The sequence below is a fragment of the Bradyrhizobium sp. LA2.1 genome, from assembly GCF_040547725.1.
In the GTDB taxonomy this organism is placed as follows: Bacteria; Pseudomonadota; Alphaproteobacteria; order Rhizobiales; family Xanthobacteraceae; genus Bradyrhizobium; species Bradyrhizobium barranii.
Window position 1 is genome coordinate 45,866 of record NZ_JBEPQI010000008.1, and the last position, 19,156, is coordinate 65,021.

The 19,156-nt window shown below is 65.2% G+C and carries 20 protein-coding genes and 1 tRNA gene; 10 read left to right on the forward strand and 11 right to left on the reverse strand.

What is annotated here, in order from left to right; genetic code table 11:
• Position 1: 1 nt before the first annotated feature.
• Positions 2-913: a hydroxymethylglutaryl-CoA lyase gene (locus tag ABIB95_RS17220; RefSeq protein WP_354240787.1), complete on the forward strand. Its 912-nt coding sequence runs from the start codon at positions 2-4 to the stop codon at positions 911-913.
• Between the two features lie 108 nt (positions 914-1,021).
• On the opposite strand, the gene ABIB95_RS17225 is transcribed toward ABIB95_RS17220, so the two are convergent.
• From ABIB95_RS17225 to ABIB95_RS17240, 4 genes are all read right to left on the reverse strand, one after another.
• Positions 1,022-1,948: a dihydrodipicolinate synthase family protein gene (locus tag ABIB95_RS17225; protein ID WP_038936091.1), complete on the reverse strand. Its 927-nt coding sequence runs from the start codon at positions 1,946-1,948 to the stop codon at positions 1,022-1,024.
• A gap of 73 nt (positions 1,949-2,021) precedes the next feature.
• Positions 2,022-3,005, reverse strand: a complete 984-nt coding sequence (locus ABIB95_RS17230) for a TRAP transporter substrate-binding protein (protein WP_038936090.1) — start codon at positions 3,003-3,005, stop codon at positions 2,022-2,024.
• A 24-nt stretch (positions 3,006-3,029) separates the two neighbouring features.
• Positions 3,030-4,295: a TRAP transporter large permease gene (locus ABIB95_RS17235; RefSeq protein ID WP_354240789.1), complete on the reverse strand. Its 1,266-nt coding sequence runs from the start codon at positions 4,293-4,295 to the stop codon at positions 3,030-3,032.
• The gene (locus ABIB95_RS17240; RefSeq protein ID WP_354241154.1) at positions 4,295-4,903 is read right to left on the reverse strand and encodes a TRAP transporter small permease; all 609 of its coding nucleotides are present in this window, start codon (positions 4,901-4,903) and stop codon (positions 4,295-4,297) included. The genes ABIB95_RS17235 and ABIB95_RS17240 overlap by 1 nt, the downstream gene beginning before the upstream one ends.
• 213 nt (positions 4,904-5,116) lie before the next feature.
• Between ABIB95_RS17240 and ABIB95_RS17245 the strand changes: the two genes are divergently transcribed.
• The gene (locus ABIB95_RS17245) at positions 5,117-5,809 is read left to right on the forward strand and encodes a GntR family transcriptional regulator (RefSeq protein WP_354240791.1); all 693 of its coding nucleotides are present in this window, start codon (positions 5,117-5,119) and stop codon (positions 5,807-5,809) included.
• Positions 5,810-5,935: 126 nt separating this feature from the next.
• Here the strand turns inward: ABIB95_RS17245 and ABIB95_RS17250 are convergent, their stop codons facing one another.
• The 3 genes from ABIB95_RS17250 to ABIB95_RS17260 are packed head-to-tail and all read right to left on the reverse strand — an operon-like array spanning position 5,936 to position 8,864.
• A complete protein-coding gene (locus ABIB95_RS17250) occupies positions 5,936-7,294 on the reverse strand; it encodes a TRAP transporter large permease (protein ID WP_063983437.1) in 1,359 nt (452 codons plus the stop codon).
• Positions 7,291-7,845 (reverse strand): TRAP transporter small permease, encoded by a 555-nt coding sequence (locus ABIB95_RS17255; RefSeq protein WP_354240793.1) that lies wholly within the window; start codon positions 7,843-7,845, stop codon positions 7,291-7,293. Before ABIB95_RS17255 ends, ABIB95_RS17250 begins: the two co-directional genes overlap by 4 nt.
• Complete coding sequence (locus tag ABIB95_RS17260; protein ID WP_063983435.1) at positions 7,842-8,864, reverse strand: TRAP transporter substrate-binding protein; 1,023 nt, start codon at positions 8,862-8,864, stop codon at positions 7,842-7,844. Before ABIB95_RS17260 ends, ABIB95_RS17255 begins: the two co-directional genes overlap by 4 nt.
• A 297-nt stretch (positions 8,865-9,161) precedes the next feature.
• On the opposite strand from ABIB95_RS17260, the gene ABIB95_RS17265 reads away from it, so the two are divergent.
• A complete protein-coding gene (locus tag ABIB95_RS17265) occupies positions 9,162-9,404 on the forward strand; it encodes a pentapeptide MXKDX repeat protein (RefSeq protein WP_028150975.1) in 243 nt (80 codons plus the stop codon).
• A gap of 137 nt (positions 9,405-9,541) precedes the next feature.
• Here the strand turns inward: ABIB95_RS17265 and ABIB95_RS17270 are convergent, their stop codons facing one another.
• A complete protein-coding gene (locus ABIB95_RS17270; protein ID WP_071914157.1) occupies positions 9,542-9,889 on the reverse strand; it encodes a DUF6481 family protein in 348 nt (115 codons plus the stop codon).
• Between the two features lie 263 nt (positions 9,890-10,152).
• Here ABIB95_RS17270 and ABIB95_RS17275 point away from each other — a divergent pair, with 263 nt between their 5' ends.
• From ABIB95_RS17275 to ABIB95_RS17285, 3 genes are all read left to right on the forward strand, one after another.
• Entirely contained in the window at positions 10,153-10,380 is a 228-nt protein-coding gene (locus tag ABIB95_RS17275; protein WP_028150973.1) for a hypothetical protein, read from the forward strand.
• Between the two features lie 70 nt (positions 10,381-10,450).
• Positions 10,451-10,687 (forward strand): hypothetical protein, encoded by a 237-nt coding sequence (locus ABIB95_RS17280; protein ID WP_085401256.1) that lies wholly within the window; start codon positions 10,451-10,453, stop codon positions 10,685-10,687.
• 173 nt (positions 10,688-10,860) lie between these two features.
• Positions 10,861-11,643 (forward strand): hypothetical protein, encoded by a 783-nt coding sequence (locus tag ABIB95_RS17285; protein WP_354240795.1) that lies wholly within the window; start codon positions 10,861-10,863, stop codon positions 11,641-11,643.
• A gap of 100 nt (positions 11,644-11,743) precedes the next feature.
• Here ABIB95_RS17285 and ABIB95_RS17290 read toward each other — a convergent pair whose 3' ends face one another.
• Positions 11,744-11,902: a hypothetical protein gene (locus ABIB95_RS17290; protein WP_028161343.1), complete on the reverse strand. Its 159-nt coding sequence runs from the start codon at positions 11,900-11,902 to the stop codon at positions 11,744-11,746.
• 188 nt (positions 11,903-12,090) lie between these two features.
• On the opposite strand from ABIB95_RS17290, the gene ABIB95_RS17295 reads away from it, so the two are divergent.
• Positions 12,091-12,243: a hypothetical protein gene (locus ABIB95_RS17295; RefSeq protein WP_014495428.1), complete on the forward strand. Its 153-nt coding sequence runs from the start codon at positions 12,091-12,093 to the stop codon at positions 12,241-12,243.
• Positions 12,244-12,509: 266 nt separating this feature from the next.
• A complete protein-coding gene (locus ABIB95_RS17300) occupies positions 12,510-12,728 on the forward strand; it encodes a hypothetical protein (RefSeq protein WP_166341428.1) in 219 nt (72 codons plus the stop codon).
• A 147-nt stretch (positions 12,729-12,875) separates the two neighbouring features.
• On the opposite strand, the gene ABIB95_RS17305 is transcribed toward ABIB95_RS17300, so the two are convergent.
• Positions 12,876-13,130 carry a hypothetical protein gene (locus ABIB95_RS17305; RefSeq protein ID WP_228411358.1) on the reverse strand — a complete coding sequence of 85 codons (255 nt, stop codon included), beginning with the start codon at positions 13,128-13,130 and terminating at the stop codon, positions 12,876-12,878.
• Positions 13,131-13,405: 275 nt separating this feature from the next.
• Positions 13,406-13,482, reverse strand: a tRNA-Arg gene (locus ABIB95_RS17310).
• A 164-nt stretch (positions 13,483-13,646) separates the two neighbouring features.
• On the opposite strand from ABIB95_RS17310, the gene ABIB95_RS17315 reads away from it, so the two are divergent.
• Both ABIB95_RS17315 and ABIB95_RS17320 read left to right on the forward strand, forming a co-directional pair.
• The gene (locus tag ABIB95_RS17315; RefSeq protein ID WP_155795229.1) at positions 13,647-13,889 is read left to right on the forward strand and encodes a hypothetical protein; all 243 of its coding nucleotides are present in this window, start codon (positions 13,647-13,649) and stop codon (positions 13,887-13,889) included.
• Complete coding sequence (locus ABIB95_RS17320) at positions 13,886-19,090, forward strand: alpha-2-macroglobulin family protein (RefSeq protein WP_354240798.1); 5,205 nt, start codon at positions 13,886-13,888, stop codon at positions 19,088-19,090. The genes ABIB95_RS17315 and ABIB95_RS17320 overlap by 4 nt, the downstream gene beginning before the upstream one ends.
• The last annotated feature ends 66 nt before the right edge of the window (positions 19,091-19,156 follow it).

A 19,156-nucleotide genomic window follows, 5' to 3' on the forward strand; every position in this document is an offset into this window, starting at 1 on the left:
GATGAGCGATCCCGTCCGCATCATCGAAATGGGGCCGCGCGACGGCCTCCAGAACGAGAAGACGCCCGTCAGCGTCGAGGCCCGCATCGCCTTCGTCGAGGCGCTCGTAGCCGCTGGCCTCACCACGGTCGAGGTCGGCGCCTTCGTCTCGCCCAAGGCGATCCCGCAAATGGCGAGCTCGGACGCCGTGCTGCGCGGCGTCAGCCACGTCAAGGGCGCCGAATTCCACGTGCTGGTGCCGAACGAGAAGGGCTATGACGCCGCGCGCGCTGCCGGAGCGCAAGTCGTCTCCGTGTTCGCGGCGGCCTCGGAAGGGTTTTCGCGCGCCAATATCAACTGCACGGTCGCGGAGTCCATCGAACGGTTCAAGCCGGTGCTGGCGCGCGCCCAGGCGGATGGCGTCAGGGTCCGCGGCTATATCTCCTGCGTGCTGGGCTGCCCGTTCGACGGCGAGATCGAGCCGAAGGCGGTCGCCGATCTCGCCAACACGCTGTGGGAGCTCGGCTGCTACGAGATCTCGCTCGGCGACACCATCGGCGTCGGCACGCCTGATAAGGCCAAGGAGATGCTGCGCGCGGTTAGCGCCAATATCCCGCCGGCCAAACTCGCGATGCATTTCCACGACACCTACGGCCAAGCACTCGCCAATCTCTATGCCGGCCTAGAGGAAGGCGTCCGCGTCATCGATGCCGCCGCCGGCGGCCTTGGCGGCTGCCCCTACGCGCCGGGCGCGACGGGCAATGTCGCGACCGAGGATGTCGTCTACATGCTCGACGGCATGGGCGTCAGGACCGGCGTCGACATGGACAAGCTGCTGGCGGCCACGAACGAGATGAGCGACGTGCTGGGCAAGCCGCCTGTGAGCCGCGTAGCCTCCGCGCTCAACGCGAAGAAGAAGCGGGCTGCTTCCTAGCTTCGTAGGGTAGGCAAAGGCGCGTAGCGCCGTGCCCACCATCTCTCCGCGATTTTGATCTCAAATGGTGGGCACGCTTTCGCTTTGCCCACCCTACGAGACCTTCGCTTACGCCGCCTTCAACCCGACATCCGGCAGGCGCGGCCGGTTCTTGAGCGCCTTCGCCATCATCGCCTCAACCTCGGCCTTCTCCTGCGGCAGCAGGGCGAGGCGGGGCGGACGGGTCAGCGCGGTGCCGCGGCCCATGATGTGCTCGCACAGCTTGATGCACTGGACGAGGTCGGGCCGTGCGTCGAGGTGCAGCAGCGGCATGAACCATTCGTAGATCGGCATGGCCTCGGCGAAGCGGCCGGCCTTGGCAAGACGAAACAGCGTCTCGCCCTCGCGCGGGAAGGCGTTCGACATGCCGGAGACCCAGCCCACCGCGCCCATGGCGATGCTCTCGACGATGACGTCGTCGAGCCCTGCGAACAGCACGAAGCGGTCGCCGACCATGTTTCTGGTGTCGATGAAGCGCCGCGTGTCGCCCGAGGAGTCCTTGAAGCAGACCACGGTCTCGACGTCGGCGAGCGAGGCCAGGATGTCGGGGGTGACGTCGTTCTTGTAGATCGGCGGGTTGTTATAGAGCATCACCGGCAGGTCGGTCGCGGAGGCGACGGCACGGAAATGCGCGGCGGTCTCGTGCGGCTTCGACGAATAGACCAGCGCCGGCATCACCATCACGCCGTCGATGCCGACGCGCGCGGCTTCCTTGGCGGTCTCGACCGCAAAGGCGGTGGTAAACTCGGCGATGCCGCACAGTACCGGCACGCGGCCTTTCGCGACGGATTTCGCCGTCTCCATGATCGCGACCTTCTCCTTGCGCTCCAACGAGGTGTTCTCGCCGACCGAGCCGCAGACGATCAGGCCGGAGACGCCGTCGCGGATCAACCCGTCCATGACCTTGGCGGTGGCGTCGATGTCGAGCGAGAGATCGTCGTGGAATTGCGTGGTGACGGCCGGGAAGACGCCTTCCCAGGAAACGCGGCGGCTCATGAATTGACTCCAAGTGAGTTTGCCGGCGGGGGGCTGGGGCCGCCGGCTGTTGTGAAGAGGATGGCGAATGGGATCAGAGCGTCGCGCCGACCTTGCGCAGCTCGGCGAGAACAGGTGCCTTGGGCAGCCAGATCTTGTCGAACTCGGCGATGACAGCCTCGGTGTCGCCAGGCGGGACCTGGCGGATCGGGATCGGCGCGTTCTTGAAATTCTCGATCAGCGCGGGCTCGTTGGAGGCCAACTCGTCGATCTGCGCGTCCAGCGTCGACTTCACCGTCTTGGCGATCAGCTCGCGATCGGCTGCGGGGAGCGTCTGCCAGACCCGGCCCGAGACCACCGCCGCCATCGGCATGAAGACGGCATTCATCTGCAGGATCACCTTCGAGACCTTGTCGAAGCGCTGGTTCCAGGAGAATTCGAGATCGGCCTCGAGGCCATCGACCTGGCCGTTGGCCATCGCGTCGAACACCTGCGGCGTCGGGATCGGCGTCGGTGCGGCACCGAGCGAGGAATAGAAGTCGCGATAGACCGGCGTCGGGTTGATACGCAGCTTCATGCCCTTGATGTCGGCGAGCGAGTTCAGGTCCTTGGACGAGAACACCGCGCGCATGCCGGTGATGCCCCAGCCGAGGCCGATGGTGCCGGTCTCCTGCGGCAGCACATCGAACAGCTTCACCGCAGCCGGATGCCGCACGAATTTCGCGACCGCAGGCGTCGAGCGGACGATGTAGGGCGCATTGATCGCGGCGATGTGCGGCACGCGCGAGCCGAGCTCGGCGGCCTGGATGAAGCCCATGTCGAGCGCGCCGGACTGCAATTGCTGCATCATCGCGGGCTCGTTGCCGAGCTGGCCGGAATGGAACACGGTCAGGGTGAGCCGGCCGTTGGTGGCGGCCTTGAGATCGTCGCCGAATTTCAGCGCCGCCTTGTTCCAGGAATGGCCGTTGGGCGTGATCAGGCCGAGGCGGAATTCCTTGGCCTGGGCAAGCGCCAGCGACGGTGCGAACACCGAGGCGGCGGCACTGGCGGCGAGAAAGCGGCGGCGTGAAAGCGGCATGGTCGGGCTTCCTTTTGAACGGGCCTATTTGATGAGGATCAGCGAGAGCGAGGGGTAGAGCGAGAGCAGCACCAGCAGGACGCAGGAGATGACGAAGAACGGCAGCGTCACCATGAACATCTTGCCCGGCTTGGCGCCGGTGACGGCGGCCGCGACGAAGAAGCAGAGCCCGACCGGCGGCGACAGCAGGCCGAGCACGAGGTTGATCACCACCACGACGCCGAAATGCCTGGGATCGATGTGGTAGACGTCGGTTGCAACCGGCAGCAGGATCGGCACCGTCATGATCAGGCCGGGAATGCCGTCGATGACAGTGCCGATAATCAGCAGGATGACGTTGCAGATCAGCATGAAGCTGACCGGGTCCTTGGCAGCGGACTGGATCCAGCCGGCGGTTTCCTGCGGCACCTTGCCGAAGATCAGCACCCAGGAGAACACCGCCGCGGCCGCCACCAGGAACAGCACGATCGCCGAATAGATGGCGCTGCGCAGCATCATCTGCGGCAGCTGCGAGAACTCGAATTCCTTGGTCCAGTATTTCCCGACAAGTGCGGCGGCGACCGCGCCGACCGCAGCGGATTCCGTCGCATTGGCGAGGCCGCTGAGGATGGTGCCGACGATGACGATCGGGATCAGCAGGGTGGGTGACGTCCGCAGGATCGTCATGACGCGCTCGCGCGGCGTCTGATAGTCCGCGCGGGGATAATTGTAGACATATCCCATCAGCGCGATGACGAGGCAGAACATCACCGTGAGGATCACGCCCGGCACGATGCCGGCGATCAGCATGTCGCTGACCGAGACCTGCGCGAGCACGCTGTAGACGACGAACATCACCGACGGCGGAATGATCGGCCCGAGCATGCCGCCATAGGCGGTCAATCCCGCTGCGAAGGTCTTGTCGTAGCCCTTCTTCTCCATCTCCGGGACCATGATCTGCGCCATGATCGCGACCTGCGCGGTGGCAGATCCCAGGATCGAGGAGATGAACATGTTGGCGAGGATGTTGACGTAGGCGAGCCCGCCCTTGAGCGAGCCGACGAAGGCCATCGCCATGTCGACGATGCGCCTTGTGATGCCGCCGCCGTTCATGATCTCGCCGATCAGGATGAAGAGCGGAATGGCGATCAGGCCGTAGCTGTCGACGCCGCCGAACAGCTGGAGCGGATAGGACTGGAACAGCACCGGATTGCCGGATGCTGCGATGTAGACGAGGCCGGCAAGGCACAGGCAGAGGCCGATCGGCACGCCGACCAGCATGATCGCGACGAAGGCGGCTGACGTGATCATCAGTTGACCCCGTCGAGTTCGGAGAGCGCAAAGCCCTTCGGCGGCGTGCGCGGGACCAGTTCGAGATCTTCCAGCAGGTTGGCGAGGCCGTGGATGGTCATCGAGACCGCGAAGATCGGCAGCGTCAAATAGAGCACCCAGGTCGGCCAGTTCAGCGTTTGGGTGTGCTCGGTATAGAGAAAGTTGAAGGTCTCAGCCGCGAGCTTGCGCCCGTCGAAGCCGGCGCGCGCGAGGCCAATCGGGTCCATCCAAAGCATGCAGGTCACGATCAGCGCGATTCCGAACACGACGACCATGCCGGTCGAGATCACCTTTGCGATCTTCTGGTGCCGCGGCGAAAGACGCTCCGTCAGCATGGTGACCGCGAAATCGAGCCGCAGCCGCGTCATCGCGGAGGCGCCGACAAAGGTCAGCCAGACCACGCAATAGACGGCGGATTCATCGATCCAGTAGATCGGGAAGCGCGCGTAACGGGTGACGACGTTCACCAGGATCAGGCCGGTGAGCAGGTACATCAGGCCCATCAGCGCGACGCGCTCGACGGCGAGCAGGGCACTGGACGCGCGGACGACCATGCGTCGAACGCTGAATGCGCGCGTGGCCGGCATCGTCTGCTCGATCATGAAAGAGGCCCCGACCCCTGAGAAATCTCGTGCTATCGGCAAATGTATAATTTATACATTTTGCGTGTCAAACGGAGATTGCGGTCATTTCGGCGGCAGGACGCGCTTTTGCTGGGCACTGGCTTTTGCCGGGCCGCGCAACATGCAAGAGAGGGACCGCTTCGCGCCGACGAGTCGGGAAGGACAACAGAAGGTCAGATGAAACAGCCTCTGAAGCATCGCACCCTGTCGGCCGCGATCGTCGACCAGCTCAGGCAGGCGATCCTCGACGGCACCTATCCGGCCGGATCGCAGCTACGGCAGGACGCACTTGGCGAGGCCTATGGCGTCAGCCGCATCCCGGTGCGCGAAGCGCTGTTCCAGCTCGAGGCCGAAGGACTGGTGCGCATCGTCCCGCAGAAGGGCGCGATCGTCTCGGAGCTGTCGCTGGACGAGATCAACGACGTGTTCGACCTGCGCGGAATCCTGGAGCCACGCCTCCTGGCGCAATCGGCGCCGCGTTTCACCGCCGATGATTTCAGCGGGCTCGATGACATCCACAAGAGCTTCGAGAAGGCGATCAAGGCGCGTAACGTCAGCGAATGGGGCCAGCTCAACGCCGATTTTCACATGGCACTCTACGTTCACGCCCCGCAGCCGCGTACGCGCGCGATCGTGCTGTCACTGCTCCAGACCAGCGACCGTTACACGCGCCTCCAGCTCTCCAACACCAAGGCGATGGGAACAGCCGAGAAGGAGCACGCCCATCTGATCTCGCTCTGCCGCGCGCAGAAGGTCGAGGAGGCCTGCCGGTTCTTGGAGCGGCACATCGAGGCCGTGCGCAAGGATCTGTTGCAGGTGGTGGCCGGCAGCACGATCGCGCCGAAGTCACGGCGGAAGGATAGATCGTAGAGATCTTAGGGTTAGCTCGTAGGGTGGGCAAAGCGAAGCGTGCCCACCACTTTTATCGGGATCGAGGAGAGATAGTGGGCACGGCGCTGCGCGCCTTTGCCCACCCTACGGCAATTGCGATCGCCTCTACCTGCTCCCGTCCGGCCCCATCACCAGGTCCGGCAGGCCGGTCGAGATTCCTGGGAAGAAGCACAGCAGCAGCACCGCGAGCATCATCAGCAGCACGAAGGGCAGGGTACCCCAGATCACCTCGCGCAAGGGAATGTCCGGCGCGACGTTGCGGATGACGAAGATGTTGAGGCCGACCGGCGGATGGATCAGCCCCATCTCCATCACGATGGTCATGACTACGCCGAACCAGATGATGTCGAAATTGGCGGCGCGGAGCGGCGGCAGGATGATCGGCGCCGTCATGAGAATAATGGAGACCGGCGGCAGGAAGAAGCCGAGCACGACGACCATGACGAGGATCGCGAACAGCAGCTCCCAGCGCGGCAGGTGCATCGCGACGATGGATTCGGCGACCGATTGCGAGATGTGCAGATAGCTCATCACGTAGGAATAGAGCAGCGACATGCCGATGATCATCATCAGCATGGTCGATTCCCGGATCGTCGACTTCAAGATCGGGGCGAGGTCGCTCGGCCGCCACACGCTGTAGATCGCCGCGATCAGCGCCAGCGCGAGCAGGCCGCCGAGGCCGGCGGTTTCCGACGGCGTCGCGTATCCGCCATAGAGCGCGATCATGACGCCGGTGAGCAGCAGCACGAACGGGATCACGCGCGGCAGCACGCTGAAGCGTTCGGCCAGCGTGTATTCGTCGCGGGCCAGGATCGCAGCCTCAGGCCCGCCTTTCTCAAAGATCGCCTGCGCCGCGGCATATTCCTGGCGGAAGCGGATCACCGCATAGGCGCCGAACAGCGAGACCAGCAGCAGGCCGGGGCCGATCCCGGCGAGGAAGAGCCGGCCGAGCGATTTTTCGGCGGCGACCGCGAACAGGATCATCGTGATCGAGGGCGGCAGCAGAATGCCGAGCGTGCCGCCGGCCGCGATGATGCCGGCGGCAAATCCGCCGGAATAGCCGCGCTTGCGCATCTCGGGGATGCCGGCCGATCCGATCGCCGAGCAGGTCGCGGGGCTGGAGCCCGCCATCGCCGCAAACAGCGCACAGGCGAACACGTTGGCGACGCCGAGGCCGCCGGGGACGCGATGCAGCCAGGCATGCAGGGCCGAATAGAGATCCTGGCCGGCGCGCGATTTGCCGATCGCGGCGCCCTTCAGGATGAAGAGCGGGATCGACAGCAGCGTGATCGAGGCCATTTCCTCGTAGACGTTCTGCGTCACCGTATCCAGGGACGCGGCCGGCATGTAGATGCCCATGAACACGACCGCGACCGCGCCGAGCGCGAACGCGATCGGCATGCCTGAGAACATCACGACCAGCGTCGCGATACCGTAGGCGAGGCCGATACCGAAAACGCTCATGGACGCCTGGCTCCCGCGAAAGGCAGCGCAAGCTGCACGAGGATCTGGATGCAGAGCAGGCTCATCCCGAGCGCCATCAGCGAATAGGGAATGGCGAGCGGCGGCGACCACATCGAGTTTGAGACCTGACCGTCGACATAGGCTTCATGGGTCAGCGTCCAGGACTTCCAGGCGAAAAAGGCGCAGAACAGGAACGTCGCAGCATCGACCAGCCAGAGCCTGATCCGGTTCGCGAGCGGCGACAGCAGGCCGACAAAGGCCTCGATGCCGATATGGCCGCGGTTCTGCTGCACATAGGCCGCCGTCATGAAGGTGGCGCCGACCAGGAGGAATACGGCAGCCTCGTCCTGCCAGTAATTGGCGGCCTTGAACAGAGCGCGGCTGAGCACGCTGTAGCTCAGGATGGCGCAGGCCGCGATCAGCGCGATCGCTGCGAACACGACGATGATGCTGTTGAGGACGGCGAGACCGCGATCGATCGCCGCCGCAAGGCCGGTCCTTGCGGCAGCGTTCGCCTGGTCGTCACGATCCGGAAGCGGACCGTGGCTCATGCGCCGACGTCGGAGGCGAGCTTGAGCAGGTTGGCGGCGGTCGCGGTCTTGGCGCCGTAATCCTTCCACGCGGTGTCGCGGGCGATGTCGCGCCATTTGCCGACGGTGGCGGCATCGAGCGCACTGACCTTGGCGCCGGCCTTCTCGTAGACCTTAGCGACCTCGACGTCGTCGTCCTGCGCGCCCTTGCGGCCGAAGGCTTCGAGCTCGGTGCCGACGGCGAGCAGGACGTCCTGCTGGTTCTTCGGCAGCTTGTCGAAAATCGCCTTCGACATCATCAGCGGCTCGAGCATGAACCAGTAGGAGGCACCCGCACCGGAGGTCAGCGACTTCGCGACCTCTTCGAGCCGGAACGAGATCAGGCTGGTCGAGGAGGTGATGCCGGCATCGCAGGCGCCGGTCTGCATCGCCGCGTAGATTTCGTTCGACGGCACCGAGAGCACCGAGGCGCCGGCGGTCTGGAGCACCATGTCCATTTCGCGCGAGCCGCCGCGCACCTTCATGCCCTTGGCATCTTCAGGAGCGACGATCGGCTTGGAGCGGCTGGCGACGCCGCCGGCCTGCCACACCCAGGTGAGCAGGATGATGCCCTTGTCGGCGAGGAAGTCGGTCAGCGCCTTGCCGACCGGCGCCTTCTTCCAGCGCATGCCCTGGTCGTAGGTGGTCACGAGGCCCGGCATCAGGCCGATATTGGTCTCCGGCAGCTCACCACCGGCGTAAGGCATCGGATAGAGGCTGATGTCGAGCGCGCCCTTGCGCATCGCGGAGAACTGCGCGTTGGTCTTTATCAGCGAGGAGTTCGGATAGATTTCTGCGGCGATGTCGCCTTTGCTGCGCTTGGCGACTTCAGCCGCGAACATGCGGCAGAGCCGGTCGCGGAAGTCGCCCTTGTCGATGGTCCCTCCCGGGAATTGATGCGAGATCTTCAGCGTGGTCGCGGCATGCGCGGTACCAGTGCCGAAGCGAAGAATGGCGGGTGCGGCGACGGCGGTCGCGATCAGATGACGGCGCGTGAGCATGGTGTATCCCCTTGGACGGCCCTTGGCCGGTTCTTGTTTGGTGTGAGGTGGGCTGGGTCCTTGAGACCAGCGCATAGGTCCATCCTAGCCGGTCTCTCACCCAATATTCTCTCATCTGATAGTTCGAGACCGAATGCCGGGGCAAGTGCCGGCCTTGCTGCAGTGCACACGGAACATCCTCGCAGCCGGCCCGCAGAAATTTTGTCAGTGGGCGCGTAACAACGCCAGCGGGCAATCCGTCGAGATCAGATAGCGGCGTCCGTCGCTGACAAACACCATCTCGAAGGGAAATCACTCATGACCATTCGCACCCGCATCGTGCTCGGCGTCTCGGCTGCCGCTCTGTCGCTTGGCCTCGCGCTGTCGCCGGCCGCTTTTGCCCAGGACAAGATGGGCAAGGACGACGGCATGATGAAGAAGGACACGATGTCCAAGGACGGCATGAAGAAGGACACCATGTCCAAGGACGACGGCATGAAGAAGGACCACATGTCGAAGGACGGGATGAAGAAAGACGACGGGATGATGAAGAAGAACTGATCTTCCGCCGTCGTCGCGGCGTCTGCGAAGGCAGCCGCGCGCTTGGAAGTCCGAGGGCGGTCACATGGACCGCCCCCAGCGATGTTTCAGTTCAACTTCACTTGAACGCGACGTGAGTTGAACGTGACTTGCGAACGTTACTTCCGCTTGGCCTTTCGGGCAGCGTAGCGGGCGTCGCGCTTGGCCTTTTGCTCGGCCTCGACTTCAGCCTGCTTGGCGATCGCTTCTTCCGCTTCGCGGGCGATACGCGCGGCTTCGGCCGCTGCAGCTTCTTCCGCAATACGCTTCTGCTCGGCCTTCTCGGCTTCGCGCGCGGCCTTTGCCTCTGCGCGCTTGGCCGCGAGCGCCTCGCGCTCAGCACGACGTGCCGCCACCGCCGGATCATCCAGCCCGGGCTGCGACTTGAATTTGTTCAAAAGATTTTTGCGCGCTTCCTGCGCCGCCTTTTGCCGGTCTGAAAACCCGGGTTCCCTAAATCCACTCACGGGCCTTGCCTTCCTCGCTTTCAATCCTACATCGGTGACTGTTGGTACGTCGGCTGGGCATAGCAGGCACCACGCGACGCAGAAGCGTGTACATCGGCGCGCGTCGCGAAGCCACCCATAATCGCAGCCGATCAGGTAGACGAAAAATCGCCACCACCGACGATCTCTCGTAGCCCCGAAAAACTGCCGAATTGTGATGTCCTTCATAGAGGACCACACGGAGCGGCGCCTAGCGTCCGCCCGGTACGAGACGGAGCACGGGCATGATGATCTCAAGACTGAGCCCGAAGGCGCTCGCAATCGCCGTCGCGGTGGTCGCCCTGGCTGGCGTCGCACTGTTGCTCGCCCGCCCTAAGCCGATCGAAAGTGCCGTCCTCGGCGCGGATTGGGAATGCACCCAGACCGCATTCTTGCTGACGACCTGCGCACCTCGGGCCACTCCGGCGGTCGAAACCTCGCGCAAGGATGCGATCCGGCAGACCCGGGGCTGAACGATCGACCGGGATGTGACGCGACGTCGCAGAGGTGGTAAAGCCGGCTCCCCCCTGCGATCGGCCAGTCATGTCCAAGTCTGAGTCCAAGCCCGAATCCAAGCCCGAACCGGGCAAAAAGCCCAAATCCCTCGCAAAACCTCAATCCGGCGACAACCGTCGTGGTGCGATTGCCGGATTGATCATCGCGCTCGTGATCCTCGGTGTCGGCTGGTGGCTCGCCCGCGATCTCACCGCGGCCAGCAAGATGCAGGACTGCCTGATGTCGGGGCGGACCAACTGCAATGTGATCGAGCCGGCGCGCTAGAGCGGTTCCGCCGCGCCCCCAAGGCCGAAAATTGCCGTGATCTTAATCATTTGTAACGGGACTTAGCCGACCAAAGCAGGTCAGTTATGTCCGCCGGCATCAGCCAGGCGCGAGGCGAATCGTCTATCGCGCTAGGCACCACGGCAATCGCGAGAGTAGGGGGTTAAGCACGCATGAGTGCGTCCAGCCGCATGAAGATCATTATTCCCTTGGTTTCGGCCATGTCCCTTGTCGCGCTTTCGGCGCAGGCACAGGACTCATTGCCGCCAAGACCCCAGGCCCAGACGCCTGCGGGGCCCGGCGCGGGCGCGCCGCCCCAGAACAATCAGAACATGCGCAAGGGCCCCCCGCCGCAGCAGGCGGCCCGGCCCGCGCAACAGCCCGGCGGCCAGCCCCACGCCGGCGGCCCCGGTCCCGGCCCACACGGAGCAGGCGGCCCGCCGCCCGGACGCAATTACGCCAGGGGCCCCGCACCGGAGCGCGACTGGGGCGGACACGCCTATCGCGGCAATCGCGCCTGGGATGGCGGGCGCTGGCGCCACGAGGTCCGCAACGGCCGCTCCGGCTGGTGGTGGGACGTCGGCGGCGTCTGGTACTATTATCCGCAGCGGATGGCCGGCCCGCCGGCCTACATCTCCGAGGATTACTTCGACGACATGCCGGTGGGCTATGCTCCTGCGCCGCCTCCCGTCGCCTACGAACCGCCGCCGCCTCCGCCATCGGCTGATCCCGGCGCAAGCGCACTTGGCGGCGCCATCGTCGGCGGCGTGCTGGGCGGCCTGATCTCGGGCAACGCCTCGGGCGCGGCCGCGGGTGCCGTGATCGGCGGCGCCACCGGCGCGATCGCCGGCGCCACGGCTGCCTCGCGGCCCGGCTATTATTTCGCCCAGGGCAATTGCTACTACCGCTATCCGAGCGGCCAGTATGTGCAGGCCGATCCTCGCGCGTGTTACTGAGGCTGCAGGCAAGGTCTGAAACAAGGAGGCGGGCGCAGGCCCGCCTCCTTTTGTCTGGGCAACGAATTGCTTGCTGAAGCGATACTGATCGCTTCGCGCGTCACACCAGCCAGTTGAAGAACGCGATCGCGGCCCAGACCAAGCCTGCGATCCAGGCCAGCATCACGATACCGATGGTGGCAAGAAACGTGGCGCCGAATAGGTCGGGCCTTGCGCGTCGCGTCGGGACGTGAGCCTCGGCTGCTGCTTCCTGTGTCATGATGGACCACCCATGCCCTCTCGCGGCGGTGCGAGCGGTTGAGTTCTGTTTAGCCGAGACGCCGGTTGCAGGCTGTGACGCAGTTCACAGATGCGTCAGGGTGGGTTCGGACGACGCGAAGCCACCCCGCATTCATACGGACGAAATTGCCATCGGTCCGTCCATATCGGTCGGTTAGGTTCGGCCTCATGTGCCCCAAGTACGACCCACAGCACGAAGCCGAGGCGGCGATGAAGCGGGCCGCGGCGTCCGCCGACGGCGCCGACCGGCAGAGACTGATCCAACTGGCTCTGGCCTGGCATCAGCTCGCCCGCGACCGGCGCGACGAGCAGACGGACTAATCGCATCCTCGGCGAGATCTCGCGTCAATGGCCGGCCGAGGTCGGGACGCTGGTTGGCCTGCATGAGAAAGCCCCGTGCTCGGGGGACAAGCACGGGGCCCTTCAAAGCCGACCGGGGCTGGCGGGTCGGCACCACTCCATTTCGTTGCAGCCAACGTGCTGGTCGTGATCTCGTTCGCGGCGCTACGCATTTCGTCGCGCCGTGGTTCGCTGCGACTGACGTTGCGCGGTTAGGAACATCCGTTCCCCGTCGACGTTGGCCGGCTATGACAGACCCCGAATTGCGCGCGCAGTCTTTCGAGATCGCCTGGAAATATCTCGACCAATCCGGCCTGCTCACCGGTGAGCCCAATGATTCAGCCCGCTTCATCCTGAACAGGATCGACCGGTTGATGCTGCGCGGCGAGCGGCGCAGGCTGCTGCTGTCGAACGCCGCGATCGATGCGTACCGATTGCGGCCCGTGCTCGTGACCTTGGATGCATGAACGAACCGAGCCAGCGAAACGCGGCATTAATGAATGCGCGCTGCCGATTTTTGCGATGACGATTCGTGCTTTTGGAACGAAGCGGAGTCGGACCGTGAACAAAAGAAAGGCCGCTTAGGCGTCGGCTGATCTGGTGCTGCGCCTGACTCAATCGATCGCCAGGCAGTGCTCCAAATGTGGCTCCGAGTCCGCCTTCTCGCGGCTTGGACGCGCCCAGGCCTGAATAGCGAAGGCGAATTGATGCTGACTGGCCGCCGCGTCCGCAATGGAAGCCCGCGCCGTCTCGATGCGCCGTGTGATCACGCTGGAGTTCACGACGCCAGCGTCGATTGCCAAATACGACATCGCGATCACGGCAACCGCAGATGCGATAGCCATTCTCGTCCACTCGGTTGGCAGCATCGAATTCCCTATCGGGCGCACGTCGCCCGGCGCATAGATAGGGTTCGTCTGCCCGGTTCAAAGACCGGGGCGAGGGTACCCACGTATTCGTGAAGTAATGAGGATAGGTAACTGTGCGTCCGTCACGTCGATCAAGCGGCACCGAAATTCCGGCAGCGCGAATCGAAATCGTCCACGGGATCGACGAGAACAGCGAGGCTCTTGAAGACGTCTCCGGTGAGCGGGCGGCCGATACCGGAAGTCGGCTCCATCGGCCTCGTCAATCCAGTGATGAATGGCGATCCCAGCAGGACTCGAACCTGCAACCCGCGGAGTAGAAATCCGCTACTCTATCCAGTTGAGCTATGGGACCGTCTTGATGCCGGCCTCGGCTACCACCTTGCCGGTCTTCTATCACGCCAAATATGAAAAATCCGCAGCTTCGCCAAGTCTGAACCGAACCGTTTTCCTCAACGCCGCGACTAAGCGGAACGGTGGGGTGTCAGGGTGCCGGGTTGAGCGGCAGCGGACTGGACGATGGATTACATCGCCGGGAACGCTGGCCAGCTTCCGGGACACGGCCGCCGGTCGATCGGTCAGGTATGGCTGCGCCATCAGGACGGCGTGCGCGGTGATATCTCGATCGGTCTCCTCAGGGCTTGCCTTGTCATGGCGAATGCGACGATTTGCACCTTTGGTTCCATCGCCTTGAGTCGGTCACCTTTCCGCGCATTTCATGCTCACGCGGCGTTCGCCGCGATTTCCGGGAGTCCACTATGATCGGTCTTGTTCGCGCCGTCACACTCTGCGCCACGCTGGCGCTCGGCCTTAGCGCAGCGCTGGCCGCCGACAAGGCGTTCAAGCGCGACGACCTCGCCGATTCCGCGATCAAGCTGGAGGCCCAGATCAAGAGCGAGGCGGGGCCGGTCGCCAAGACCAGCGCGACGCTGCGCACCGACGCCGACGCCGCCTTCCGGCGCAATGATTTCCGCACCGGGCTGTCGGTGCTCGGCCAGATCGCCGCGACCACGCCGGAGGATACCGGCAACTGGCTGCGGCTCGCCAAGGTGATCTTCCAGATCTCGCCGAAAAGCTCGAGCGAGCAGACGTTCCTGCTGGAGCGGGCCTCGACCGCCGCCTACATCGCCTACCAGCGCGCCGGCAATCCGGGCGAGGAGGCGGATGCGCTCGCCGTGCTCGGCAAGTCGCTGGCCGAACGCAAGCTGTGGCGGCCGGCGCTGGACGCGCTGCGGCTGTCGCTCGACATGCGCGAGGTCGCCGACGTCCGCGGCCAATACGAGAAGATGCGCGACGAGCACGGCTTCCGGCTGCTCGACTATACCGTGGACTCGGATTCGGCGAGCCCGCGCGCCTGCTTCCAGTTCTCGGAGGAGCTGGCCAAGCGCACCGATTTCGCGCCGTACCTCGCGCTGGCAGGCCAGGACAAGCCGGCGCTGTCGGCCGAAGGCAAGCAGCTCTGCGTCGACGGGCTGAAGCACGGCGAGCGCTACAACATCAATCTGCGCGCCGGCTTGCCGTCCACCGTGAAGGAGGGCCTGCCGAAATCGGCCGAGTTCAACGTCTATGTGCGCGACCGCAAGCCGTTCGTGCGCTTCACCAGCCGCGCCTATGTGCTGCCGCGGACCGGCCAGCGCGGCATTCCCGTGGTCAGCGTCAACACGCCCGCCGTCAACGTCAACGTCTTCCGGATCGGCGACCGCAACCTGATCAACACGGTGGTCGACAGCGATTTCCAGAAGACGCTGTCGCGCTACCAGCTCGCCGATCTCGGCGGCGAGCGCGGCGTCAAGGTCTGGACCGGCGAGCTTGCGACCGCGATGACGCTGAACCAGGACGTCACCACCGCGTTCCCGGTCGACCAGGCGCTCGGCGAGCTCCAGCCCGGCGTCTACGTGATGACCGCCGCGGCCAAGGGGCCGGGCTCGGACGACGATTACCAGCTCGCGACGCAATGGTTCATCGTCTCCGACCTCGGGGTCACCGCCTATTCCGGCAATGACGGCATCCACGTCTTCGTCAATTCACTGGCCTCGACCGACCCGGTCGGCAAGGCCGAAGTCCGGCTGGTCGCCCGCAACAACGAGATCCTGGCGACCCGCAAGACCGACGACGGCGGCCATGTGCTGTTCGAGGCGGGGCTCGCGCGCGGCGAGGGCGGCCTGTCGCCGGCGATGCTGACGGTCACCGGCGAGAAGGCCGACTACGCCTTCCTGAGCCTGAAGACCTCGGCTTTCGACCTGTCCGACCGCGGCGTTTCGGGCCGGGCGGTGCCATCGGGCGCCGATGCCTTCGTCTACGCCGAGCGCGGCGTCTATCGCTCCAGCGAGACCGTCTATCTCACCGCGCTCTTGCGCGACGGGCAGGGCAATGCCGTTGCCGGCGGGCCGCTGACGCTGGTGATCGAGCGCCCCGACGGCGTCGAATTCCGCCGCGCCGTGCTGGCCGACCAGGGCGCCGGCGGCCGTACGCTGTCCGTGCCGCTCAATTCGGCCGTCCCGACCGGGACCTGGCGGGTGCGTGCCTTCACCGATCCGAAGGGCTCGTCGGTCGGCGAAACCACCTTCATGGTCGAGGACTACGTCCCTGACCGGATCGAATTCGACTTGTCCGCCAAGGACAAGCTGATCAAAGCTAACGCTCCGGTGGAGCTCAAGGCCGACGGCCATTTCCTCTATGGCGCGCCGGCTTCGGGCCTCCAGCTCGAAGGCGACATGCTGGTCGCGCCCGCGAGCGAACGCCCGGGCTTTGCCGGCTACCAGTTCGGCGTCGCCGACGAGGAGACCACCTCGAACGAGCGCACGCCGTTGGAGAATTTGCCGGAAGCCGACGCCAATGGCGTTGCCACCTTCCCGGTGACGCTGGACAAGCAGCCCGCCTCGACGCGCTCGCAGGAAGCGCAGATCTTCGTTCGCATGGTCGAGACCGGCGGCCGCGCCGTCGAGCGCAAGATCGTGCTGCCGGTCGCGCCCGCCAACGCCATGATCGGCATCAAGCCGCTGTTCGGCGACAAGAACGTCGCCGAGGGCGACAAGGCGGAGTTCGATGTCGTGTTCGTCTCGCCCGAAGGCGAGAGGCTGCGCCGCGACGGCCTGCGCTACGAGCTCCTGAAGATGGAGTCGCGCTACCAGTGGTATCGCCAGAACAATTACTGGGAGTACGAGCCGGTCAAATCGACGTCGCGCGTTTCCGACGGCGACGTGACGATCGCTGCCGACAAGCCGTCGCGGATTTCGCTGAGCCCGCAGCCCGGCCGCTACCGGCTCGATGTGAAGTCGAACGACGCCGACGGTCCGGTGACCTCGGTGCAGTTCGACGTCGGTTGGTATTCCGACGGCAGCGCCGATACGCCGGACCTGCTGGAGACCTCGATCGACAAGCCGCAATATGCCTCCGGCGACACCATGACGGTATCGGTGAACGTCCGCAGCGCCGGCAAGCTCACCGTCAATGTGCTCGGCGACCGCCTGCTGACGACGCAGACCATCGACGTCAAGGAAGGTACCGCGCAGGTGAGGCTGCCGGTCGGCAAGGACTGGGGCACCGGCGCCTATGTGGTGGCGACGCTGCGCCGGCCGCTCGATGCGGCTGCGCAACGCATGCCGGGCCGGGCGATCGGCCTGAAATGGTTCGGCATCGACAAGCAGACCCGCACGCTCCAGGTGAAGCTGACGCCGCCGGCACTGGTCCGGCCGAATGCGACGTTGAAGATCCCGGTCAAGCTCGACGGCCTCAATCCGGGCGAGGACGCCAAAATAGTCATCGCCGCGGTCGATGTCGGCATCCTCAACCTGACCAATTACAAGCCGCCGGCGCCGGACGATTATTATCTCGGCCAGCGCCGCCTGAGCGCGGAAATCCGCGATCTCTATGGGCAACTGATCGACGGCATGTCGGGCACGCGCGGACAGATCAAGTCCGGCGGCGATGCCGGCGCCGGCGAATTGCAGGGCTCTCCGCCCGCGCAAAAGCCGCTCGCGCTCTACTCGGGCATCGTCACGGTCGCCGCCGACGGCACCGCCGAAGTGAGCTTCGACATCCCCGAGTTCGCCGGCACCGCGCGCGTGATGGCGGTGGCGTGGACCGCGACCAAGCTCGGCCGTGCCAACACGGATGTCGTGATCCGCGATCCCGTGGTGCTGACCACGACCTTGCCGCGCTTCCTGCTCAATGGCGACCACGGCACGGTCAACCTCGAGATCGACAATGTCGAGGGCCAGGCCGGCGACTACGTCATCAACGTGAAGACCGGCGGCCCGGTGAAGATGACCGGCAATCCCGCAACCACGGTCAAGCTCGCCGCCAAGCAGCGCAACGCGTTTACGCTCGCAATCGACGCGACGGCAGCAGGGCAGGCGACGCTCGACGTGGACATCAAGGGACCGAACGGCCTTGCTCTGGCGCGTCACTATGCGCTCGACGTCAAGGCGGCGACGCAGGTGCTGGCGCGGCGTTCGATCCGGACGCTGGCGAAGGGTGAAAGCCTGACGCTGACTTCGGACATGTTCTCCGATCTCGTCCCGGGCACCGGCAGCGTCTCGGTTTCGGCCAGCCTGTCGACGGCGCTCGACGCCGCAACGATCCTCAAGGCGCTCGACCGCTACCCCTATGGCTGCTCCGAACAGATCACGAGCCGTGCCTTGCCGTTGCTCTATGTCAACGAGCTCGCCGCCGGCGCGCATCTGGCCATGGACACCGAGGTCGACCAGCGCATCCGCGATGCGATCGAGCGGCTGCTGGCGCGCCAGGGCTCCAACGGCTCGTTCGGCCTGTGGTCGGCCGGAGGCGACGACGCCTGGCTCGACGCCTACGTGACGGACTTCCTGACCCGCGCCCGCGAAAAGGGCTTTGCGGTGCCGGACGTACTGTTCAAGAACGCGCTCGACCGTATCCGCAACTCGGTCGTGAACGGTAACGAGCCGGAGAAGGACGGGGGGCGCGATCTCGCCTACGGACTCTACGTGCTCGCGCGTAACGGCGCGGCTCCGATCGGCGATCTGCGCTACCTCGCCGACACCAAGCTCTCCAACCTCGCGACCCCGATCGCGAAGTCGCAGCTTGCGGCCGCGCTCGCGCTGGTCGGCGACCGCAACCGCGCGGAACGCGTCTACGGCGCCGCGCTCGACAGCCTCGCGCCGAAGCCGGTGCTGGAGTTCGGCCGCACCGACTACGGCTCGCAGCTTCGCGATGCCGCAGCGCTGGTCTCGCTCGCCAGCGAGGGCAACGCGCCGAAGGCGACGCTGACGCAGGCGGTGTCGCGGGTCGAGACCGCGCGCGGCCTGACGCCCTACACCTCCACGCAGGAGAATGCGTGGCTGGTGCTGGCGGCGCGGGCGCTGGCCAAGGAAAACCTGTCGATGGAAGTTGACGGCCAGCCGGTCAAGACCGCGCTGTACCGCAGCTACAAGGCCGTGACGCTGGAGGGCAAGCCGCTGAAGATCACCAACACCGGCGATGCGCCGGTCCAGGCGGTGGTCTCGGTGTCGGGCTCGCCGGTCACGCCGGAGCCGGCTGCATCGAACGGCTTCAAGATCGAGCGCAATTATTTCACGCTTGACGGCAAGCCCGCCGACATCAGCAAGGTCAAGCAGAACCAGCGTTTCGCCGTGGTGCTGAAGATCACCGAAGCGAAGCCCGAGTACGGCCACATCATGGTGTCCGACTATCTGCCCGCGGGCCTCGAGATCGACAATCCGAAGTTGGTGTCGTCGGGCGACAGCGGCACGCTGGACTGGATCGAGGACGGCGAGGAGCCTGAAGATACCGAGTTCCGTGACGACCGCTTCACGGCGGCGGTCGATCGCGCCTCGGACTCCAAGTCGGTCTTCACCGTCGCCTACGTCGTGCGCGCGATCTCGCCCGGCAAATACGTGCTGCCGCAGGCCTATGTCGAGGACATGTACAATCCCTCGCGCTACGGCCGGACCGGGACGGGTAACGTCGAGGTGCGGGCGGCGAAGTGATGAGCGAGGTGACGCCTCATACTCAGTCGTCATGCCCGGGCTTGTCCCGGGCATCCACGGACTTTC

What these genes read in the sequence shown, in the direction of transcription:
- ABIB95_RS17220 (WP_354240787.1), top strand. Translation starts at nt 2, where the DNA reads ATGAGCGATCCCGTCCGCATCATCGAAATGGGGCCGCGCGACGGCCTC.
- ABIB95_RS17225 (WP_038936091.1), bottom strand. Translation starts at nt 1,948, where the DNA reads ATGAGCCGCCGCGTTTCCTGGGAAGGCGTCTTCCCGGCCGTCACCACG.
- ABIB95_RS17230 (WP_038936090.1), bottom strand. Translation starts at nt 3,005, where the DNA reads ATGCCGCTTTCACGCCGCCGCTTTCTCGCCGCCAGTGCCGCCGCCTCG.
- ABIB95_RS17235 (WP_354240789.1), bottom strand. Translation starts at nt 4,295, where the DNA reads ATGATCACGTCAGCCGCCTTCGTCGCGATCATGCTGGTCGGCGTGCCG.
- ABIB95_RS17240 (WP_354241154.1), bottom strand. Translation starts at nt 4,903, where the DNA reads ATGCCGGCCACGCGCGCATTCAGCGTTCGACGCATGGTCGTCCGCGCG.
- ABIB95_RS17245 (WP_354240791.1), top strand. Translation starts at nt 5,117, where the DNA reads ATGAAACAGCCTCTGAAGCATCGCACCCTGTCGGCCGCGATCGTCGAC.
- ABIB95_RS17250 (WP_063983437.1), bottom strand. Translation starts at nt 7,294, where the DNA reads ATGAGCGTTTTCGGTATCGGCCTCGCCTACGGTATCGCGACGCTGGTC.
- ABIB95_RS17255 (WP_354240793.1), bottom strand. Translation starts at nt 7,845, where the DNA reads ATGAGCCACGGTCCGCTTCCGGATCGTGACGACCAGGCGAACGCTGCC.
- ABIB95_RS17260 (WP_063983435.1), bottom strand. Translation starts at nt 8,864, where the DNA reads ATGCTCACGCGCCGTCATCTGATCGCGACCGCCGTCGCCGCACCCGCC.
- ABIB95_RS17265 (WP_028150975.1), top strand. Translation starts at nt 9,162, where the DNA reads ATGACCATTCGCACCCGCATCGTGCTCGGCGTCTCGGCTGCCGCTCTG.
- ABIB95_RS17275 (WP_028150973.1), top strand. Translation starts at nt 10,153, where the DNA reads ATGATGATCTCAAGACTGAGCCCGAAGGCGCTCGCAATCGCCGTCGCG.
- ABIB95_RS17280 (WP_085401256.1), top strand. Translation starts at nt 10,451, where the DNA reads ATGTCCAAGTCTGAGTCCAAGCCCGAATCCAAGCCCGAACCGGGCAAA.
- ABIB95_RS17285 (WP_354240795.1), top strand. Translation starts at nt 10,861, where the DNA reads ATGAGTGCGTCCAGCCGCATGAAGATCATTATTCCCTTGGTTTCGGCC.
- ABIB95_RS17290 (WP_028161343.1), bottom strand. Translation starts at nt 11,902, where the DNA reads ATGACACAGGAAGCAGCAGCCGAGGCTCACGTCCCGACGCGACGCGCA.
- ABIB95_RS17295 (WP_014495428.1), top strand. Translation starts at nt 12,091, where the DNA reads ATGTGCCCCAAGTACGACCCACAGCACGAAGCCGAGGCGGCGATGAAG.
- ABIB95_RS17300 (WP_166341428.1), top strand. Translation starts at nt 12,510, where the DNA reads ATGACAGACCCCGAATTGCGCGCGCAGTCTTTCGAGATCGCCTGGAAA.
- ABIB95_RS17305 (WP_228411358.1), bottom strand. Translation starts at nt 13,130, where the DNA reads ATGCTGCCAACCGAGTGGACGAGAATGGCTATCGCATCTGCGGTTGCC.
- ABIB95_RS17315 (WP_155795229.1), top strand. Translation starts at nt 13,647, where the DNA reads ATGGATTACATCGCCGGGAACGCTGGCCAGCTTCCGGGACACGGCCGC.
- ABIB95_RS17320 (WP_354240798.1), top strand. Translation starts at nt 13,886, where the DNA reads ATGATCGGTCTTGTTCGCGCCGTCACACTCTGCGCCACGCTGGCGCTC.